Source organism: Cocleimonas flava (assembly GCF_004339015.1).
GTDB lineage: Bacteria > Pseudomonadota > Gammaproteobacteria > Thiotrichales > Thiotrichaceae > Cocleimonas > Cocleimonas flava.
The window spans coordinates 1,045,846-1,062,582 of record NZ_SMFQ01000003.1 but is presented as its reverse complement, the minus strand read 5'-3'; the positions used below and the strand labels follow the sequence as shown (position 1 = coordinate 1,062,582).

Here is a 16,737-nt window from a genome sequence, read left to right as displayed (position 1 = left end):
AATAATGAGAAAAATTCACGGCAATTTAACAATAGAGTTATCGGCCCATACAACTGTGAAAACTGTAGGTGTTGATGCTGGTTACAAAGTCAAATCTTATGAAGAGCTAGTTAAACAGGTTGCTAAGTTGTCATATAAAAACAAAGACTTTTTATTGTTTTATAGAGGGCAAAAGGCTGATTATAAAAATAAAGCTGATTCTTCAACTTTTTATCCAACAATTTATAGAGGAGACCCTTTATCTAAGGAAGAATTAGAATATCGTTTTGATTTACTTGAAAGTGCTAGCAAGATGCTTTGTTACGAATTTAAATCGAGAGAAATTGAGGGGTATCAAGAATTAAACAGAAAGAAGTATATTCAATGGAGTGTACTTCAGCACTATGAGGTGACTGATACTCCCCTATCAGATGTTACGCAGTCCCTTCGTGTTGCTTGTTCTTTCGCTCAATTAGATAATAGAAATAATACGGCGTATGTTTATGTTTTTGGTTTGCCTTATTACACTAACAGGATATCAATTAATTCAGAGCATGATTTGGTAAATATAAGGCTGCTTAGTATTACACCCCCCTCCGCATTAAGACCATATTTTCAAGAAGGATTCTTGATAGGTACAGAAGATATAACAACTGACTATCTTTCAAAGGATGAGTTAGACCTTAATCGTAGATTAATTGCAAAATTTGAAATTCCTAATACTGATTCATTCTGGGGGAATGGTTTTGACCGAATTCCTGAAACAGCTTTATATCCAGATAATGACGGTTTAAAAATTATTTGTGATGAAATCAAATCTCATTTAACTGTTAATGTAATTGGATCTGAGTCTCTCGGTGATTTCTTAAAACGATGGACTAAACTTCAAAATAAAATAATTGATTTGGCTAAGAAATATGAAGCCAATGTATTTAGGCATCAGCATGCACTTATAGTCTTAATGGATAATGATCCAGAAAATAGCAGGGTATATAAAGATTTCAAAAAATTGACGAGTTTTAGAAATAAATTAGTTCATGATCCTTCTTCTGTAACAAATATAGAGCTTAATAAGAGACTTATAGATATTAATGGCATGGAATCGAAACTGTTAAATAAGTAAAAGTGCCCCAAAGCCCCTCTAAAGATAATCCAAAGCATCTTCCAAGCGTTGCGCAGTCATGATTTTCATTCCCGGAATGCCCTTTTGCGGCATATTACCTTTTGGAATAATCGCGCGTTTGTAGCCGTGCTTGGCGGCTTCTTTGAGGCGTTCTTCGCCATTCGGTACGGGACGAATTTCTCCGGCTAGGCCGATTTCTCCGAAGACGATTAAATCTGATGGGTGTGGTTTATTGCGGAAGCTAGATAACGCGGCAAGTATCATTGCGAGGTCGGCGCCAGTCTCAGTAATTTTCATGCCACCAACGACATTGATGAAGACGTCTTGATCGAACATGGATACACCGCCGTGGCGATGCAGAACCGCAAGTAACATATTGATGCGGTTTTGTTCTAGGCCGATGACGACTCGTCTTGCTTGTTGCCCGTGGCTGTCATCAACGAGCGCCTGTACTTCAACTAACAGTGGACGTGTGCCTTCTCGAGTAACCATGATCACACTGCCTGCAACTGGTTCTTCGTGACGTGAGAGGAAAATGGCGGAAGGGTTGTTTACACCAATCAAGCCTTTTTCGGTCATCGCGAAAACACCGAGTTCATTGACTGCGCCAAAACGATTTTTTACGGCGCGTAAAATTCTGTAGCGTCCACCGGGGTCTCCTTCAAAATAGAGTACCGTATCGACCATGTGTTCTAACACGCGTGGTCCTGCGAGGGTACCTTCTTTGGTGACGTGACCTGCGATGAATAATGAGGTGTTGGTTTGTTTGGCAAAGCGAGTCAATCTTGCAGTAGCTTCACGCACCTGACTGACACCACCTGGCGCAGAGTTAAGTTCTTCGGTGTGGATGGTTTGAATCGAGTCGATAACCATCACATCGGGTTTTTCGTGCATGGCGTGTTCGATAATACGCTCGACACAGGTTTCGGTGAGAAGGCGTAATGGCTCTGTCGGGAGTTCTAATCGCGTGGCGCGCATCGATACTTGCTGTAAGGATTCCTCACCTGTGACGTAGAGCGTGCGCAAGTCAGTCAGGCTGGCGAGTGTTTGAATCAGGATGGTTGATTTGCCAATACCAGGATCACCACCAATCAATGTAACGGAACCCTGGACTAATCCACCGCCTAATGTGCGATCCAGTTCTGATAAGCCTGTTTTGGTTCTAGGTACGGCTTTCAGGTCGATATCTTTAATCGATTTTATTTGTCCGACATCACCCGAATAACTTTGAAAGCGACTGCCTTTGGCTGCCACAGTACCGGCAGCTGAGCTACTTTGTACGGCGCTTTCTTCAAGTGTGTTCCATTCCTTGCATTCGCCGCATTGACCTTCCCATTTAATGTGAACGGTGCCACAGGAGGTGCAATGGTATTCAGTCTTAGGTTTTGCCATGAGTGTTGCTCTTATTTTTTGGTATGTGTTCTTAGGTGTATGTTGTGGGTAAATGTTGTCGATTTAAATCGTAGTTTTATTATTCTGTTTCTTCAGTACGTTTGTGATCATTTATGCGTGGATAAAGAATCAGTGTTTTAATCACATTATTCTGTGTTTTTCTGATTTCCATTGGGTAGTCGTTAATCAGAATGCTGGTTCCCGGGGTGGGAATCTGGCCGAGTTCTTCGGTGACTAGTCCATTAATTGTTTTTGCCCCGTCGGTAGGTAATTCCATATTCAGTTGACGATTAATGTCACGGATATGCATCGCACCTTCGATCCAGATTGAACCGTCTTCGTTTACTTTAGCTTCATAATCGAAGTTGGCGGGTGATGTTGAGAATTGGCCAACGATTTCTTCGAGAATATCTTCGAGCGTGACAAGCCCTTGAATGTCTCCGTATTCATCGACCACCAATGACATACGTCTGCGTTCGTCTTGAAAGTTAATCAATTGCTGCGTCAAAGGAACACCTTCTGGGGTGAAGTGGGCAGGAGATATGAGGTTTTCAAAACGTTCACGATCCATTTTACCTTCGTGAAATAGTGGCAAGATGCGACGTAAGTGTAAAAAGCCAACGATATTATTAATGCTGCCTCGATACATCAGGAGGCGGGTAAAGTTGCTGCGAAGAATTTGTTCTTCAATATCATTCCAGTCGTCGGCAAGATCAATGCCGCTGATGTCGGTACGTGGAATCATGATGTCTTCGACAGTGGTTGATTCCATATCGAGCACGCGCATTAGCATGTCTTGATGGTTTTCGGGGATTAATCCGCTGGCTTCGTTGACGACGGTTTTGAGTTCTTCCGGGCTGAGTGATTGATTGTCGGTGACGTTTGGGTCTACCCCCACAAGACGCACGACGGTATTTGCAATGATATTGATTACCCAAACCAGTGGGTAGGCAAACTTCAGCATGACCACATAAATATAGGATGCGGGCAGGGCGATTTGTTCTGAACGCAACGCTGCGATGGTTTTGGGAGTTACTTCGGCGAAGACTAATAATGCCAGTGTTAATAAGCCGGTGGCGATTGCTACGCCTGCACTTCCGCCGAGACGAAACCCTAGATAGGTGGCTAACTGGGTAATCAGTATATTGACCAGATTATTGCCAATTAAAATCACGCCAATCAGTCGATCAGGCTTTTGCAGTAACTGCATCGCGAGTTTCGCACCTTTATTTTTTTTCGATAGGTGCTTGAGCTTGTAGCGATTTAACGACATTAATGCCGTTTCTGTTCCGGAAAAGAATGCCGACATGAGAAACAAAATCACGAGCAATAGAAATAATACTCCTATCGGAGTTTCATTGATGTTCACAGGCTTTAACTATTTCTGTCTATAAGTAGGGGGGTGCCAATCTGTGCGATGTCTTTATCGATGACAAATTCCTGAATGAATTTAGAGCCAAAAAAGGCTAAGGCCAAGACAAGAAAGCCAGCGAGTGTCCAGCGCACGGCTGTTTTTCCGCGCCAGCCATATTTCCATCGTCCAACAAGCAGGGAAGTAAAAATCACCCATGAGATGATCGACAAAATGGTTTTATGCGCCACATTGGAGCCGAATAGGTTTTCCAGATAATAAAAACCAGAAATTAAACTGATTGTTAACAAAATCACGCCAATGGTGATCAACCTAAATAGAAAGTGCTCCATATCTTCCAGTGATGGGAGTGAGCGAATGAAGCCGTTATTTTGACGATTGTGTAAGTGTTTGTTTTGGGTATGCAGTAGAAGCGACTGGAATGATGCCAGCATTAATACGCTGTATGCCAAAAGCGAGATTAAAATGTGAATGCCCAGACCGCTGTGCATGTGCACGACTCTTTCGGAGCCTGAACCAATGGTGGTACTTAAAAGAATACTAAGTATAGTGATCGGTAATATGATGATCGCTAGTGATTCAATCTTTCTGCTAATGGTTGTGATGAATAGTAATAAACTGATAAACCACATCACATAGGATGACAGTGTAAAAAAGCTAAACGATAAGGGTTCGCCGTTCATTACGGGTAAATGAATGCTGGTAATATGAATAGCTAACGCCACAAACCATATTAAGAAAAAGTATTTTCTTTTCTCCTTACAGTTCTCTGGGTTTTCAATGCTGGCACGTACACAGGCAGTTATCATGTACCAACTGATTAAATAGAATATAATCGCCGCAAAGTTCAATAAGTTAGCTGTCATGAGTTATCGTCTGTTTGATCTCTTTAAAAATATCTTTGATTAACCGGGATGAAATTTTGTTCGTCTCTAATTATAATGCGTGTCGACTAAGATATTCATTATAGAGTAATGAAAGCTAATGTTATACTAGGCGATTACTTGTCGTTTAAAAAATTAATTAAAGAATAACTTTTTATTTATAGAGTTGTTTAAGGCTAATCTAAAGGCCTATTTTAAAGAAAAGAACAAAACATAAAAGAGTATTTATAAATGTTTGAGAATTTAAGTGATCGTCTTTCCCATACAGTCAAGAAGCTGAAAGGTCAGGCGCGACTAACAGAAGATAATATTAAAGAGGCTATGCGTGAAGTGCGCATGGCGTTATTGGAAGCTGATGTTGCGTTGCCAGTCGTTAGAACCTTTGTTGATAAAGTTAAAGAACGCGCCATTGGTGTTGAAGTGCAGGGGAGTTTGTCTCCTGGTCAGGCACTGGTTAAGGTCGTTAATGACGAGCTTGTCAAAATCATGGGTGAGGCCAACGAGTCTCTTGATTTAAATGCTCAACCACCTGCTGTTGTATTAATGGCGGGTTTGCAAGGTGCAGGTAAAACGACTACCGCGGGTAAATTAGCCAAGCTTCTGCAAGAAAGAGAAAAGAAAACAGTCGCAATGGTGAGTTGTGATGTTTATCGACCTGCGGCAATCAAGCAGTTACAAACCCTCGCGGGTCAGGTTGAGGCAACTTTCATTGAAAGTGATATTGAACAGTCTCCTGTGGATATTGCAATTGCTGCCTTAGATTATGCCAAGCGTAATCATATCGATGTATTGTTAGTGGATACAGCTGGTCGTTTGCATGTCGATGCAGACATGATGGATGAAATTCAATTAATCCATGCCGCGGTTAAACCGGTAGAAACGCTGTTTGTCGTTGATGCGATGACGGGTCAAGATGCTGCTAACACGGCTAAAGCGTTTGGAGATGCATTACCGCTTACAGGTGTTGTGTTGACCAAAGCTGATGGTGATGCGCGTGGTGGTGCAGCTTTATCTGTTCGTGAAGTGACTGGTAAGCCAATCAAGTTCATCGGTATGGGTGAAAAGATTGATGAGCTAGAGCCATTCCACCCAGAAAGAATGGCATCACGTATTCTTGGTATGGGTGATGTACTTTCTTTGGTAGAAGAAGCTCAGCGCAAAGTTGATCATAAAGATGCCCAGCAATTAGCGAAAAAGCTAAATAAGGGTAAGGGGTTTGATTTGGAGGATTTGCGTAATCAAATGCTTCAAATGCAGAAAATGGGCGGAATGGGTGGCTTAATGGATAAGTTGCCTGGCATGGGTAAAATGACTCAGGCTGTTCAAGATGGTGCTGGCGATAAAGAAGTTAATCGCATGGTGGCTATCATCAATTCGATGACACCAAAGGAAAGACGTTTTCCTGCGGTCATTAAGGGTTCACGCAAAAAACGTATCGCAGCTGGTTGCGGTCTTCAAATTCAAGATGTAAATCGTTTACTCAAGCAACATAAGCAAATGAGTAAAATGATGAAGAAATTTAAAGGCGGTGGCTTGAAGAAAATGATGCGTGGCATGAAAGGTCAAATGCCTCCAGGAATGGGCGGTGGCGGTGGTTTTCCCGGTATGTAATGCGATGTGAGTTTTCAGTTTTAGAGGTCTTTTTTATGCGTAAAATGACCAGTAATATAGAAAACTGTTAACTTTCTTTGAATCAGTACAAAATATACTTTCTTTTTTTATTTAAAAGCGTAGAATTGCGCGATTATTTTTCTGTTGCCTTAGGGTGATATAGTTAGTTGCTCGAGTATCTTATTTGTCGGTTATTTAAACAGGTAAATAAATATTTTTAGTATTTAACATTTTATTGAGATTTTAAGATTATGGTTACAATCCGTATGGCTCGTGGCGGTTCTAAGAAACGTCCTTTTTACAAAATTGTTGTTACTGATTCACGTAAACCACGTGACAGTGGATACATCGAAAGACTAGGGTTCTTTAATCCTCGTGCTACTGGTCAGGAAGTTCGTTTAGAACTTAAGCAAGACCGTGTTGATCATTGGATCAAAGAAGGTGCACAACTTTCTACACGTATTGCTACTTTATTGAAAGAGTCAGCTAAAGCTGCTGCTTAATAGATAGGCTATATGAGCCAATCTAGCGATTACATCACTCTGGGCGAAATCTCAGGAGTACATGGAATTAAAGGATGGGTTAAGATTTTTTCTCATACGTCTCCTCGTGAGCAAATCACTGAATATAAAGAGTGGTTTATCAAGAGAAGAGGCGATGATTGGAAATCGATTAAGATTATTGATGGTAAAAAGCAAGGTAAGAATATTATCGCTTTGCTCGAAAATACCCAATATCGCGATCAAGCTGAAGCTTTTGTAGGTTCTGAAATTGCAATCCACAAGGATCAATTAAAGAAACTATCCGAAGGTGAGTATTACTGGCGAGACCTGATAGGTCTTTCAGTAGAAACAATAGAAGGTGAAAAGTTAGGTCAAATTGACTGGCTTTTCGATACTGGCAGTAATGACGTTTTTGTTGTTAAAGATACTGACGGTGTAGAGGTTAAAGAACGTATGCTGCCTTATTTAATGGGTGATGTTATACAGTCTATTGACCTTGAAAAATCTTTGATGATTGTTGATTGGGATCCAGAGTTTTAGGTTCCCATGCGCTTTGACGTGATTACTCTGATGCCTGAAATGGTTGAAACTGTTGCAGGGTTTGGTGTAACGGGAAGGGCAGAAAAACGTAATTTAATTGAGCTGCACTGTTGGAACCCTCGGGATCAAACAGAAGATGTTCATCGAACGGTTGATGATCGTCCTTATGGTGGTGGGCCAGGAATGGTCATGAAAGCAGATTGTTTGTTGAAAACAATTCGCGAAGTTAAAAAAAGTGCACCTGAAAAGACGAAAGTAATTTACTTGAGTCCCCAAGGTAAACCGTTAGAACAATCAATGTTGCTAGATACTTCGGTTAATGAGCAATCGCTGATTTTGTTATGTGGTCGATATGAAGGTATTGATGAACGCGTAATCGAGTTGGAAGTCGACGAGGAATGGTCGATAGGTGATTATGTTTTAAGTGGTGGTGAACTTGGTGCAATGGTAGTAATAGACGGAATAACTCGTCTACTACCATCGGTGTTAGGGCACAATGAGTCAGCAGAACAGGATTCATTTAGCGATAATTTATTAGACCATGGCCATTACACTAGGCCAGAGGTTGTAGAAGACTTGGATGTGCCAGCAGTTTTAAAGAGTGGTGATCATAAGGCGATTGCTATTTGGCGAAGAAAACAGGCGTTAGGAAGAACTTTTGAAAAACGTCCTGATTTATTAGAAAACAGAGCATTGAGTGATGAAGATCAGAAATTACTTGATGAATATTTGAAGAAATAATACATAGGTTTAGAGGTATATAAATGAGTACGATTATTCAGGCAATTGAAGCCGCACAAATGAGCAAAGAAGTTCCTGATTTTAACCCTGGAGATACAGTTGCTGTTTCAGTAAAGGTTGTAGAAGGGGAGCGTGAGCGTATTCAGGTTTTCGAAGGCGTTGTTATCGCAATTAGAAACCGTGGTTTGAATTCTGCGTTTACTGTTCGTAAGATTTCTTACGGTGAAGGTGTTGAGCGTGTTTTCCAGACTTATAGTCAGACTATCGCTGGTATTGAAGTGAAGCGTAAAGGTGATGTGCGTCGCGCAAAGCTTTACTATTTACGTGGTCTTACTGGTAAAGCAGCAAGAATCAAAGAAAAAGTATAATTATTTACTTTTTGAAGAAGCCGCCTTGTCTATCAGGCGGCTTTTTTATGTCTACATATTTGTTAGCTTTTATTTGATGCAAACTAATTGAGTTCCAATGAATAGGCGTGCAACTTCAGCTTGGATTCAGATAGCTTATGCGAAAATATGGGCACATAATCATAAAATTGAGATATTTAGTCTCTAATAAAAAATAAAAATAAATTCGTGCCTAATACAGAAATAAATATACTTTCCCTAGTGATAATCGGCTTGATGCTGATCATTATTGCTTTGGGTCTTTATATGTTTTTTTATTATAAAAAGCACAAGCCTCAGTTCGAGGAATCAACAGATAATTGTCAGGAAGATGCATATAAATTATTGCCTGAGCCTATCGTTATACTCAATATAGATAATAAAATCATATACTTGAATCCTGAAGCTGAAAATATGCTCAGTTGCAAGCTTAGACGTGTGATGGGTAGAGATTGCAGTGATGTTTTTACGCTATTGAATCCCAATACAGGAAGGGTTCTGCAAGGTGTTTTAGGTGGTGATGCTGCATTCCTGACTGAGAGAATGACACGAGATTGTATATTGCAGACAACAATGAATCAGACTGTCTCGATCGAGCTAAATCTTATTCCATTGAGGCGTTTTGCTGATCAAGAGCAAGATCATATTTTGCTTGTCATTAATAATATTACAGAGCGTAAAGCTTTAGAGTCAAAATTATCTAACCTTGAAACTTATGACGGTTTAACACGTATGTTAAATCGTAAATCATTTGATGCAGCAGTAAAGCAACTCATCGATAATGCACACAAGCATAGCTCTAAACATGTATTGGCTTATTTCTCTATTGATCAGTTTCAAGTAATCAACGATACAATTGGTTACGCTAGTGGTGATAATCTAATCACTAGCATGGGGGAGCAAATCAAGAATCACTTGTTTACTCCCTTGGATATTGTCGGAAGAGTAGGGGCAAATGAATTTGCAGTGGTTTTCTGCGAGCGTAAATTAACTTCTGCGATAAAAACAATTCAAGAGATTTTAACTGATGTTTCAGAATACAAATTCATGTCACGAGGTCAGCAATACTCAATAACAATGAGTTGTGGTTTTGTGGTTGTTGATCAGAAAACTACCTCTTCAACTCGAGCAATTTCAGAGGCTAATACTGCATGTAACTTGGCCAATAAACGCGGTGGTAATCGTGTTTCAGCTTATAAGTCAGAAGATTCTGAAATTCAGAAAATGGAAGGAAATCTTGAGTGGGTGATGATCCTCAAAAAAGCTCTTCAGGAAAACCGCTTTCGCATGCATGCACAGCCCATTCACCCATTGAAAGCGAGTGAATATAAAAAGCCTTTTTATCATTATGAGCTTTTGATTAGATTGTCAGATGAGAAAGGCAATCCTATCGCTCCCGATGAATTTATCTCTGCAGCTGAATATTATTCTATGATGCCTGAGTTAGATAAATGGGTGATCAGAAATGTATTGAAACAAATCAGCGCATTACCAGAACAAAGCCCACTGCCAGTCTTTGCGATTAATTTATCAGGACAAAGTTTGAATGATCCTCACTTCCTTGACTTTGTAACGAAGGAGATTAAAGCCTCAGGTGTAGATCCACAGATGCTATGTTTTGAAATTACTGAGCAAGTGGCTGTAGAAGATTTAACCTTAATCAATGCATTGATGGCGTCTTTGAAAGCATTGGGTTGTAAGTTCTCATTAGACGATTTTGGAACAGGTGTGAGTTCTTACGGTTATTTAAGATCTCTTGATGTCGATTATCTTAAAATTGATGGTAGTTTTGTGAAAAATATTGCCAACGATGAAGTGGCCAAAACAATGGTTCAATCCATTAATCAGGTTGGGCATACAATGAACCTTAAAGTAATTGCTGAGTATGTCGAAAACGAGAAAATCATCCATCTGTTGCGAGAAATGGGTGTTGATTACGGTCAAGGTTATGAAATTGCACGCCCTGGACCATTGGAAATAGTAATCAGAAACCACATGCTAGATAGTCATGTGGATGATAAGGTAGCAAATTAAAAGCTTAAGTTTTTAATATAATAATACTTTAATACGAAAATTATTTATAATCCCCTAATTAAACAATTACGATTTCATTCTCTACTTATTGAAAATGAATCTTATCTCTTAAGGAAGAGAATAATGGGATTAAATAATAATAGCGCAACTCAAAAAGTCATTTTGAGTGTTGCCTTACTAATGTCTTTAACGGCATGTAGCCAAACTAAAACGACACAAGCCGAAGGTGTAAGTTCTACCGATTCTGCTGTTGTTTCTGCATCTAATAATCCATCAAACAAAGATTCTTTAGAAAAATTCAATCGTAGTATCTATTCATTCAATGTTGGTCTGGATAACTACTTCTTAAAGCCGGTTGCAAAGGGTTATAAGGCTGTTACCCCCGAATTTGTAGATACCAGTGTCACAAATTTCTTTTCAAATTTGGGTGATGTCAGTAATGCAATCAACAACCTACTGCAATTTAAAGTCAGTGATGCAATCAATGATACTGAGCGATTTGTGTTTAACTCTACATTTGGTTTTGCCGGGTTGCTTGATGTGGCTTCCGCAGCTGGCTTAGAAAAGCATAATGAGGATTTTGGACAAACACTGGCGCGTTGGGGGGTAGGATCTGGTCCTTATATCATGCTGCCTTTCTTAGGCCCATCAACGGTTCGTGATGCAAGTGCAAAATTTACCGTTGATAGATTGACTGATGTAACTAATTACTCTGATGAAAGCCTGTATTATTTTGCGCTTGAAATGATTGATAAAAGAGCAGATCTCTTAAATGAGGAAAAAGCATTTGAGAATATCTCGAATGACCAATATGTGGCTCTTAGGGATGCCTGGTTGCAACGCCGTGATTATTTAATTACCGATGGTAAATCCTCTAAAGATTCGGCTTCAGATTTAATCGATCGGTTGGAAAGTTTAGATGATCTGTAGATTAGATAGGGCTTAATCTTAATATGAGTATTCACATTTTAGGAATATGCGGTACCTTTATGGGTGGTATTGCTTTATTGGCGAGAGAATCTGGTGTTAAAGTGAGTGGCTCGGATGAAAATGTCTATCCGCCTATGAGTACCATGCTTGAGTCACAAGGTATCAAGCTAGATCAAGGTTTTAAGCAAGAACATTTAAGCGAATTAGAATCTGAATTAGATGCTGGTGAACAAAGTCAGGTTGTCGTTGGTAATGTCATGAGTAGAGGTAAAGACGTGGTTGAGTATGTACTCAATCAGAATTTACCATATACCTCTGGCCCGCAATGGCTGTATGAAAATATTTTAAAGGATAGGTGGGTTCTAGCTGTTTCAGGAACTCACGGTAAAACGACAACAGCAAGTATACTTACCTGGATACTCGAATATGCGGGCTTGAGTCCTGGATTTCTTATTGGTGGTGTGCCAGAGAATTTTGGGGTCTCTGCAAGGCTTAGTGGAGATTCACCTTTTTTTGTTGTAGAAGCAGATGAATACGATACTGCCTTCTTTGATAAGCGTTCTAAATTTGTCCATTACCACCCCCGTACTTTGGTGATAAATAATCTGGAATATGATCATGCAGATATTTTTCCTGATTTGAATGCGATCAAAACCCAGTTTCATCATCTTATTCGAGTGATTCCTCAGAATGGTTTGATTGTAGTAAATGATGAAGAAGAAAACATTTCAGATGTTTTAGAGCAGGGTTGCTGGACGTCCTTAGAAGCTTTTTCAGCTTCTGCAGATGACGGCACTGATACTGCGTCAGATAAAGGCTGGACCGCGGAATATATTAATACTGATGGTAGTGAATTTAAGGTGTTTTTTGATGGGCAGCAACAAGGTGTTGTGAATTGGTCATTGCTAGGTAAGCATAATGTATCAAATGCTTTGGCAGCTATTGCTGCCTCTAGGCACGCTGGTGTTCCGGCGAAATTTGCAATCGAAGCATTGTCTGAATTTAAAGGTATAAAGCGCCGTATGGAGCTTCGTGGGGAAGTGAATGGTGTCAGAGTTTATGATGATTTCGCCCATCACCCCACGGCCATAGAAACTACCTTAAAAGGTTTAAGGCAGCATGTTTCAGACAAGAAAATAATCGCGATTCTTGAGCCTAGATCTAACACCATGCAATTGGGCGTTCATAAACTAACCTTGGCAAAATCATTAGAAGAAGCTGATCAGGTTATTCTGTTTCAACCTGAAAACGTTGATTGGAATATGCATGATGTTATTGATGCTTTAGGTGATAAGGCGAGTTTGCATAGTAATATTGATCAGTTAATTAAGGCTTTTATCCCAACTATCCAGGCTGGAGATCATATTCTTGTTATGAGTAATGGTGGTTTTGGCGGTATTCACGATAAACTTTTACAGCAATTAGAAAGCCTAAAAAACTAATGCCAACTCAATCCGTTACATTAATTATGACTGGAGCTTCTGGTGCCCAGTATGGTTTGCGTTTACTAGAAGAATTGGTAAAAGCAAAAAAAAATATAACGCTATTACTTTCAAGGCCAGCGCAAATCGTAATAAACACTGAAACTGATATTAAAATCCCCTCAAGAGCTGCGGAGATTGAGGTATTTTTTAGTGAACTATATGGTGCGGAGCCTGATCAAATAAAGGTGTATGAGAAAGAGCAGTGGATGGCGCCTGTTGCTAGCGGTAGCGGCGTAGCAGATGCTACGGTGGTTTGCCCGTGTACGACAGGGACTTTGTCGTCTATCGCGATGGGAAGTAGTAAAAACCTATTGGAGCGAGCCGCGGATGTTGCGCTAAAAGAGCGCAAGAAAGTCATACTGGTTGTACGCGAAACACCTTTCTCGGACATACATCTGGAGAATATGTTAAAACTTTCCAGAATGGGGGTAGTCATAATGCCTGCAAACCCCGGTTTTTATTATAAACCTGAGTCTCTTGAAGATATCATAAACTTTATGGTAGCCAGAATACTTGAGCATCTGGAAATACCTCATGAAATTTTACCTGTTTGGGGATCGTAAGTGATTTTAAATAAAAGACTAGCAAGCCATACGGCAACTTGCTATTCCTTGCGCTAAACCTTATATTCCCCAGCATATTAATTTATTACTAGAATAGGAGCGCATTGTGGCGACCATCGATATTACAGCTGAGACGTTTGAAGAAACTATTGAGAAGAACGATATTGTTATTGTCGATTTTTGGGCAGAATGGTGCGGACCTTGTAAGTCTTTTTCACCTATTTACGAGGAAGTCTCAAATAAACACGAAGGCATAGTATTCGGAAAGATCGATACTGAGTCTCAGCAAGAATTAGCAGGGCATTTTCAAATTCGTTCAATTCCGACGTTGATGATTTTCCGTGAGCAGGTTGTTCTTTTCTCTCAGCCAGGCATGTTAAATGCAGAGCAATTAGAAGATGTAATCAGCAAAGTACAAGAAGTAGATATGAAAAAAGTACACGAAGAAATTGCTAGCCAAGAACAAAAATAACCGCAACACCTAAAAGTAATAATATGAATCCAGATTTTCTTGACTTTGAACAGCCAATAGCTGAATTAGAAGCAAAAATAGACGAGTTGCGCTACGTAAGTAGCTCTGATGTTAACCTAGGTGACGAAGTTGAGCGCTTAGAAGAGAAGGTAAATACACTTACAAAGTCTATCTTCTCTAAACTAACCTCAAAGCAAATAGGTCAGTTAGCGAGACATCCAAAACGTCCTTATACGTTTGATATAATTGATCGCATATTTACCGATTTCCAACAGTTGCATGGCGACAGAGCCTATGGTGATGATAAAGCTATCATAGGTGGAATGGCTCGTTTTGAAGGCAATCCGGTGATGGTTATTGGTCATCAAAAAGGTCGTGATACTAAAGAAAACATTAAACGTAATTTTGGTATGCCTCGTCCTGAAGGTTATCGTAAAGCTTTGCGTTTGATGAAAATGGCTGAAAAATTTCACTTACCCGTTATCACATTTGTCGATACTCCTGGTGCTTATCCAGGTATCGGTGCTGAAGAGCGTGGTCAGAGTGAGGCTATCGCCAGAAATCTATTTGAGATGGCTAAGCTAAGAACTCCTATCGTATCTACTATTATGGGTGAAGGTGGTTCTGGTGGAGCATTGGCTATTGCTGTGGCAGATAAAGTCATGATGATGCAATACAGTACCTATTCTGTCATTTCTCCGGAAGGGTGTGCATCTATTCTATGGAAAGATGCAGCAAAAGCGCCAGAAGCTGCAGAAGCCTTGGGTATAACGGCAGACAAGCTGAGCAAACTAAACCTGATTGATCGTATTATTACAGAGCCATTGGGTGGTGCGCATCGAGATTACGATGCTGTCTCATCAAGTATCCGTGAAGCATTAGAAGCAAGTTTAAGGGAGTTGCGCGCATTGAGCACTGATCAGCTTCTTGAAAAACGTTATCAGAAACTTATGAGTTTTGGTCAGTTTGATTCTTAATTTGTGATAGTTGGTTTTATCATCTATCAGTAAAATATCTATCAACTGCAATATAGTTTTAAGCGCTTTCTGAAGCTATATTGCAGGATTATGTCATGATAAGTGTTAGTGAAATCTATCGACAACTAAGGATGCTTGCTCCTGAAAAGACTTTCGTTATAGCTTATAGTGGAGGTCTTGATTCTCATGTGCTGTTGCACTTACTTTCGCAAATTCCAAATGCTCAAAGTCAAGTCAGGGCAATTCATATCGATCACGGTTTGCAATTAGCTTCGCAAAGCTGGGCTAGCCATTGCGAAACAGTATGTCGGGCATTGGGTATTCCATTCGCGCAAATTTCACTCAAGCTCAGTGTTCAAAAAGGACAAAGTGTAGAAGAAGTTGCACGAATCGCTCGCTATGAGGCGCTTCATCAGTCTTTAGGCAAAAATGAATCATTACTTACAGCTCATCATCAAAACGATCAAACTGAAACCTTCTTATTGAATTTATTTCGTGGGGCAGGGGTTGATGGCTTGGCTTCAATGCCTATTTCAAGATTATTCGGACCTGCTGGATCAGAACGCCAATTACTTAGGCCGCTTCTTTCATGCCGTAGAAGTACCTTGGGGTCCTATGCAAAACAACATCAATTAAACGTCATAGAAGATCCAAGTAATCTTGATGAGTCGTTTGATCGTAACTACTTGCGGCAACGTATTCTACCTGAGTTGGCTAATCGCTGGCCGAGTATTGATAAATCTATTTCTCGATCAGCTGCCATACAGGCAGAAGCAAAAGAGATTTTAAATGAGATTGCTGAAGTCACATTAAAACACGTTTGTGATTTTAACAAAAATGCCCTATCTATTGATCAATTACAAAAGCTGTCAAAAGCAAAGCAGAAACTGGTTTTGCGCTATTGGATTGCGGAAAATGGATTTTCTTATCCTTCAGAAAATAAACTCCAACATTTGTTTTCAGATGTGATTGAAGCCAATCATGATACACAACCTTTGTTGGAATGGCAGGGAGTTCAGCTTAGGCGTTTTCAGAATTACCTCTATATTTCTCAGCCGCTAATAAATCATGATCCCAGTATTGTCATTAAATGGGATCTCAGTGCGCCTTTAGTCATTGATTCCTTAAATTTAACCATACAGCCCGATGAATTATCAGGCGTAATACCAGAGGATACTTCTTGTGTTACGGTTAAATTTCGTCAAGGCGGAGAGAAAATCAGAATACCGAATCGTGGCAACTTAAGTGTAAAAAATCTTTTTCAGGAAGAGGGTGTACCTCCCTGGATGAGAGACCGTATGCCATTTATTTATATTAAAGATGAGCTATACAAAATAATAGGTTTAGCGCTCAAGTAACTTATAAATCTTCAATACTATTTAGCCACCCCCTACTTACAGCGGATTTTTTAAGAAAGGTTTTTATCATGCACATGGCTTTGCATTTCATAGTCCCTGCAATTGTGACACTTTTGTTCTTTCGATCGAACTGGAAGATGGCCTATGCAATTATGATGATGACTATGATCGTTGATGTTGATCATCTGCTGGCTACTCCAATATATGACGCTACACGTTGTAGTATTGGCTTTCATCCTTTGCATCGGATGTTGCCTATAGTAGTGTATATTGGAATGTGTTTTATACCCAAAACACGGTTAATAGGTGTTGGTTTAGTGATACATATGGCGTTGGATTCATTAGATTGCCAGATGACGAATCAGGTTTGGTTTGTATAACAAACCCA

17 protein-coding genes are annotated in these 16,737 nt (G+C 39.9%); 14 read left to right on the top strand and 3 right to left on the bottom strand.

The window, feature by feature from the left end; all coding sequences use genetic code 11:
- Positions 1 to 4 precede the first annotated feature (4 nt).
- Positions 5 to 1,102, top strand: a complete 1,098-nt coding sequence (locus EV695_RS10805) for an FRG domain-containing protein (RefSeq protein WP_131905931.1) — start codon at positions 5 to 7, stop codon at positions 1,100 to 1,102.
- 18 nt (positions 1,103 to 1,120) lie between these two features.
- On the opposite strand, the gene radA is transcribed toward EV695_RS10805, so the two are convergent.
- From radA to EV695_RS10790, 3 genes are all read right to left on the bottom strand, one after another.
- Entirely contained in the window at positions 1,121 to 2,494 is a 1,374-nt protein-coding gene (gene radA / locus EV695_RS10800) for a DNA repair protein RadA (protein WP_131905930.1), read from the bottom strand.
- A gap of 79 nt (positions 2,495 to 2,573) precedes the next feature.
- Entirely contained in the window at positions 2,574 to 3,863 is a 1,290-nt protein-coding gene (locus EV695_RS10795; RefSeq protein ID WP_207907047.1) for an HlyC/CorC family transporter, read from the bottom strand.
- Between the two features lie 5 nt (positions 3,864 to 3,868).
- A complete protein-coding gene (locus tag EV695_RS10790; RefSeq protein WP_131905929.1) occupies positions 3,869 to 4,732 on the bottom strand; it encodes a cytochrome C assembly family protein in 864 nt (287 codons plus the stop codon).
- A gap of 249 nt (positions 4,733 to 4,981) precedes the next feature.
- Between EV695_RS10790 and ffh the strand changes: the two genes are divergently transcribed.
- The 13 genes from ffh to EV695_RS10725 all read left to right on the top strand — a co-directional run bounded on the left by ffh (position 4,982) and on the right by EV695_RS10725 (position 16,729).
- Complete coding sequence (gene ffh, locus EV695_RS10785; protein ID WP_131905928.1) at positions 4,982 to 6,361, top strand: signal recognition particle protein; 1,380 nt, start codon at positions 4,982 to 4,984, stop codon at positions 6,359 to 6,361.
- Positions 6,362 to 6,612: 251 nt separating this feature from the next.
- Positions 6,613 to 6,864: a 30S ribosomal protein S16 gene (rpsP, locus tag EV695_RS10780; RefSeq protein WP_131905927.1), complete on the top strand. Its 252-nt coding sequence runs from the start codon at positions 6,613 to 6,615 to the stop codon at positions 6,862 to 6,864.
- Positions 6,865 to 6,876: 12 nt separating this feature from the next.
- Positions 6,877 to 7,404, top strand: coding sequence for a ribosome maturation factor RimM (gene rimM, locus EV695_RS10775; RefSeq protein WP_131905926.1), 528 nt, complete (start codon positions 6,877 to 6,879; stop codon positions 7,402 to 7,404).
- Between the two features lie 6 nt (positions 7,405 to 7,410).
- The gene (gene trmD / locus EV695_RS10770; RefSeq protein ID WP_131905925.1) at positions 7,411 to 8,145 is read left to right on the top strand and encodes a tRNA (guanosine(37)-N1)-methyltransferase TrmD; all 735 of its coding nucleotides are present in this window, start codon (positions 7,411 to 7,413) and stop codon (positions 8,143 to 8,145) included.
- 23 nt (positions 8,146 to 8,168) lie between these two features.
- Positions 8,169 to 8,513, top strand: coding sequence for a 50S ribosomal protein L19 (rplS, locus tag EV695_RS10765; protein ID WP_131905924.1), 345 nt, complete (start codon positions 8,169 to 8,171; stop codon positions 8,511 to 8,513).
- Between the two features lie 285 nt (positions 8,514 to 8,798).
- Entirely contained in the window at positions 8,799 to 10,565 is a 1,767-nt protein-coding gene (locus tag EV695_RS10760; protein WP_165874683.1) for a sensor domain-containing protein, read from the top strand.
- Positions 10,566 to 10,688: 123 nt separating this feature from the next.
- Positions 10,689 to 11,495, top strand: coding sequence for an MlaA family lipoprotein (locus tag EV695_RS10755; RefSeq protein WP_131905922.1), 807 nt, complete (start codon positions 10,689 to 10,691; stop codon positions 11,493 to 11,495).
- Between the two features lie 23 nt (positions 11,496 to 11,518).
- Positions 11,519 to 12,937: a UDP-N-acetylmuramate:L-alanyl-gamma-D-glutamyl-meso-diaminopimelate ligase gene (mpl, locus tag EV695_RS10750; RefSeq protein WP_131905921.1), complete on the top strand. Its 1,419-nt coding sequence runs from the start codon at positions 11,519 to 11,521 to the stop codon at positions 12,935 to 12,937.
- On the top strand, positions 12,937 to 13,542 hold the full coding sequence (locus EV695_RS10745) for a flavin prenyltransferase UbiX (protein ID WP_131905920.1): 606 nt from the start codon (positions 12,937 to 12,939) through the stop codon (positions 13,540 to 13,542). The genes mpl and EV695_RS10745 overlap by 1 nt, the downstream gene beginning before the upstream one ends.
- Before the next feature lie 106 nt (positions 13,543 to 13,648).
- Positions 13,649 to 14,014 carry a thioredoxin gene (trxA, locus tag EV695_RS10740; protein ID WP_131905919.1) on the top strand — a complete coding sequence of 122 codons (366 nt, stop codon included), beginning with the start codon at positions 13,649 to 13,651 and terminating at the stop codon, positions 14,012 to 14,014.
- Positions 14,015 to 14,037: 23 nt separating this feature from the next.
- Positions 14,038 to 14,991 (top strand): acetyl-CoA carboxylase carboxyl transferase subunit alpha, encoded by a 954-nt coding sequence (accA, locus tag EV695_RS10735; RefSeq protein WP_131905918.1) that lies wholly within the window; start codon positions 14,038 to 14,040, stop codon positions 14,989 to 14,991.
- Positions 14,992 to 15,086: 95 nt separating this feature from the next.
- Positions 15,087 to 16,349 carry a tRNA lysidine(34) synthetase TilS gene (gene tilS / locus EV695_RS10730; protein WP_131905917.1) on the top strand — a complete coding sequence of 421 codons (1,263 nt, stop codon included), beginning with the start codon at positions 15,087 to 15,089 and terminating at the stop codon, positions 16,347 to 16,349.
- 68 nt (positions 16,350 to 16,417) lie between these two features.
- Positions 16,418 to 16,729, top strand: a complete 312-nt coding sequence (locus tag EV695_RS10725) for a DUF6122 family protein (RefSeq protein ID WP_207907046.1) — start codon at positions 16,418 to 16,420, stop codon at positions 16,727 to 16,729.
- Positions 16,730 to 16,737: the final 8 nt, after the last annotated feature.

Excerpts from the sequence above, each read along its gene's own strand:
- EV695_RS10805 (WP_131905931.1), top strand. The coding sequence starts at position 5 with ATGAGAAAAATTCACGGCAATTTAACAATAGAGTTATCGGCCCATACA.
- radA (WP_131905930.1), bottom strand. The coding sequence starts at position 2,494 with ATGGCAAAACCTAAGACTGAATACCATTGCACCTCCTGTGGCACCGTT.
- EV695_RS10790 (WP_131905929.1), bottom strand. The coding sequence starts at position 4,732 with ATGACAGCTAACTTATTGAACTTTGCGGCGATTATATTCTATTTAATC.
- ffh (WP_131905928.1), top strand. The coding sequence starts at position 4,982 with ATGTTTGAGAATTTAAGTGATCGTCTTTCCCATACAGTCAAGAAGCTG.
- rpsP (WP_131905927.1), top strand. The coding sequence starts at position 6,613 with ATGGTTACAATCCGTATGGCTCGTGGCGGTTCTAAGAAACGTCCTTTT.
- rimM (WP_131905926.1), top strand. The coding sequence starts at position 6,877 with ATGAGCCAATCTAGCGATTACATCACTCTGGGCGAAATCTCAGGAGTA.
- trmD (WP_131905925.1), top strand. The coding sequence starts at position 7,411 with ATGCGCTTTGACGTGATTACTCTGATGCCTGAAATGGTTGAAACTGTT.
- rplS (WP_131905924.1), top strand. The coding sequence starts at position 8,169 with ATGAGTACGATTATTCAGGCAATTGAAGCCGCACAAATGAGCAAAGAA.
- EV695_RS10760 (WP_165874683.1), top strand. The coding sequence starts at position 8,799 with ATGTTTTTTTATTATAAAAAGCACAAGCCTCAGTTCGAGGAATCAACA.
- EV695_RS10755 (WP_131905922.1), top strand. The coding sequence starts at position 10,689 with ATGGGATTAAATAATAATAGCGCAACTCAAAAAGTCATTTTGAGTGTT.
- mpl (WP_131905921.1), top strand. The coding sequence starts at position 11,519 with ATGAGTATTCACATTTTAGGAATATGCGGTACCTTTATGGGTGGTATT.
- EV695_RS10745 (WP_131905920.1), top strand. The coding sequence starts at position 12,937 with ATGCCAACTCAATCCGTTACATTAATTATGACTGGAGCTTCTGGTGCC.
- accA (WP_131905918.1), top strand. The coding sequence starts at position 14,038 with ATGAATCCAGATTTTCTTGACTTTGAACAGCCAATAGCTGAATTAGAA.
- tilS (WP_131905917.1), top strand. The coding sequence starts at position 15,087 with ATGATAAGTGTTAGTGAAATCTATCGACAACTAAGGATGCTTGCTCCT.
- EV695_RS10725 (WP_207907046.1), top strand. The coding sequence starts at position 16,418 with ATGCACATGGCTTTGCATTTCATAGTCCCTGCAATTGTGACACTTTTG.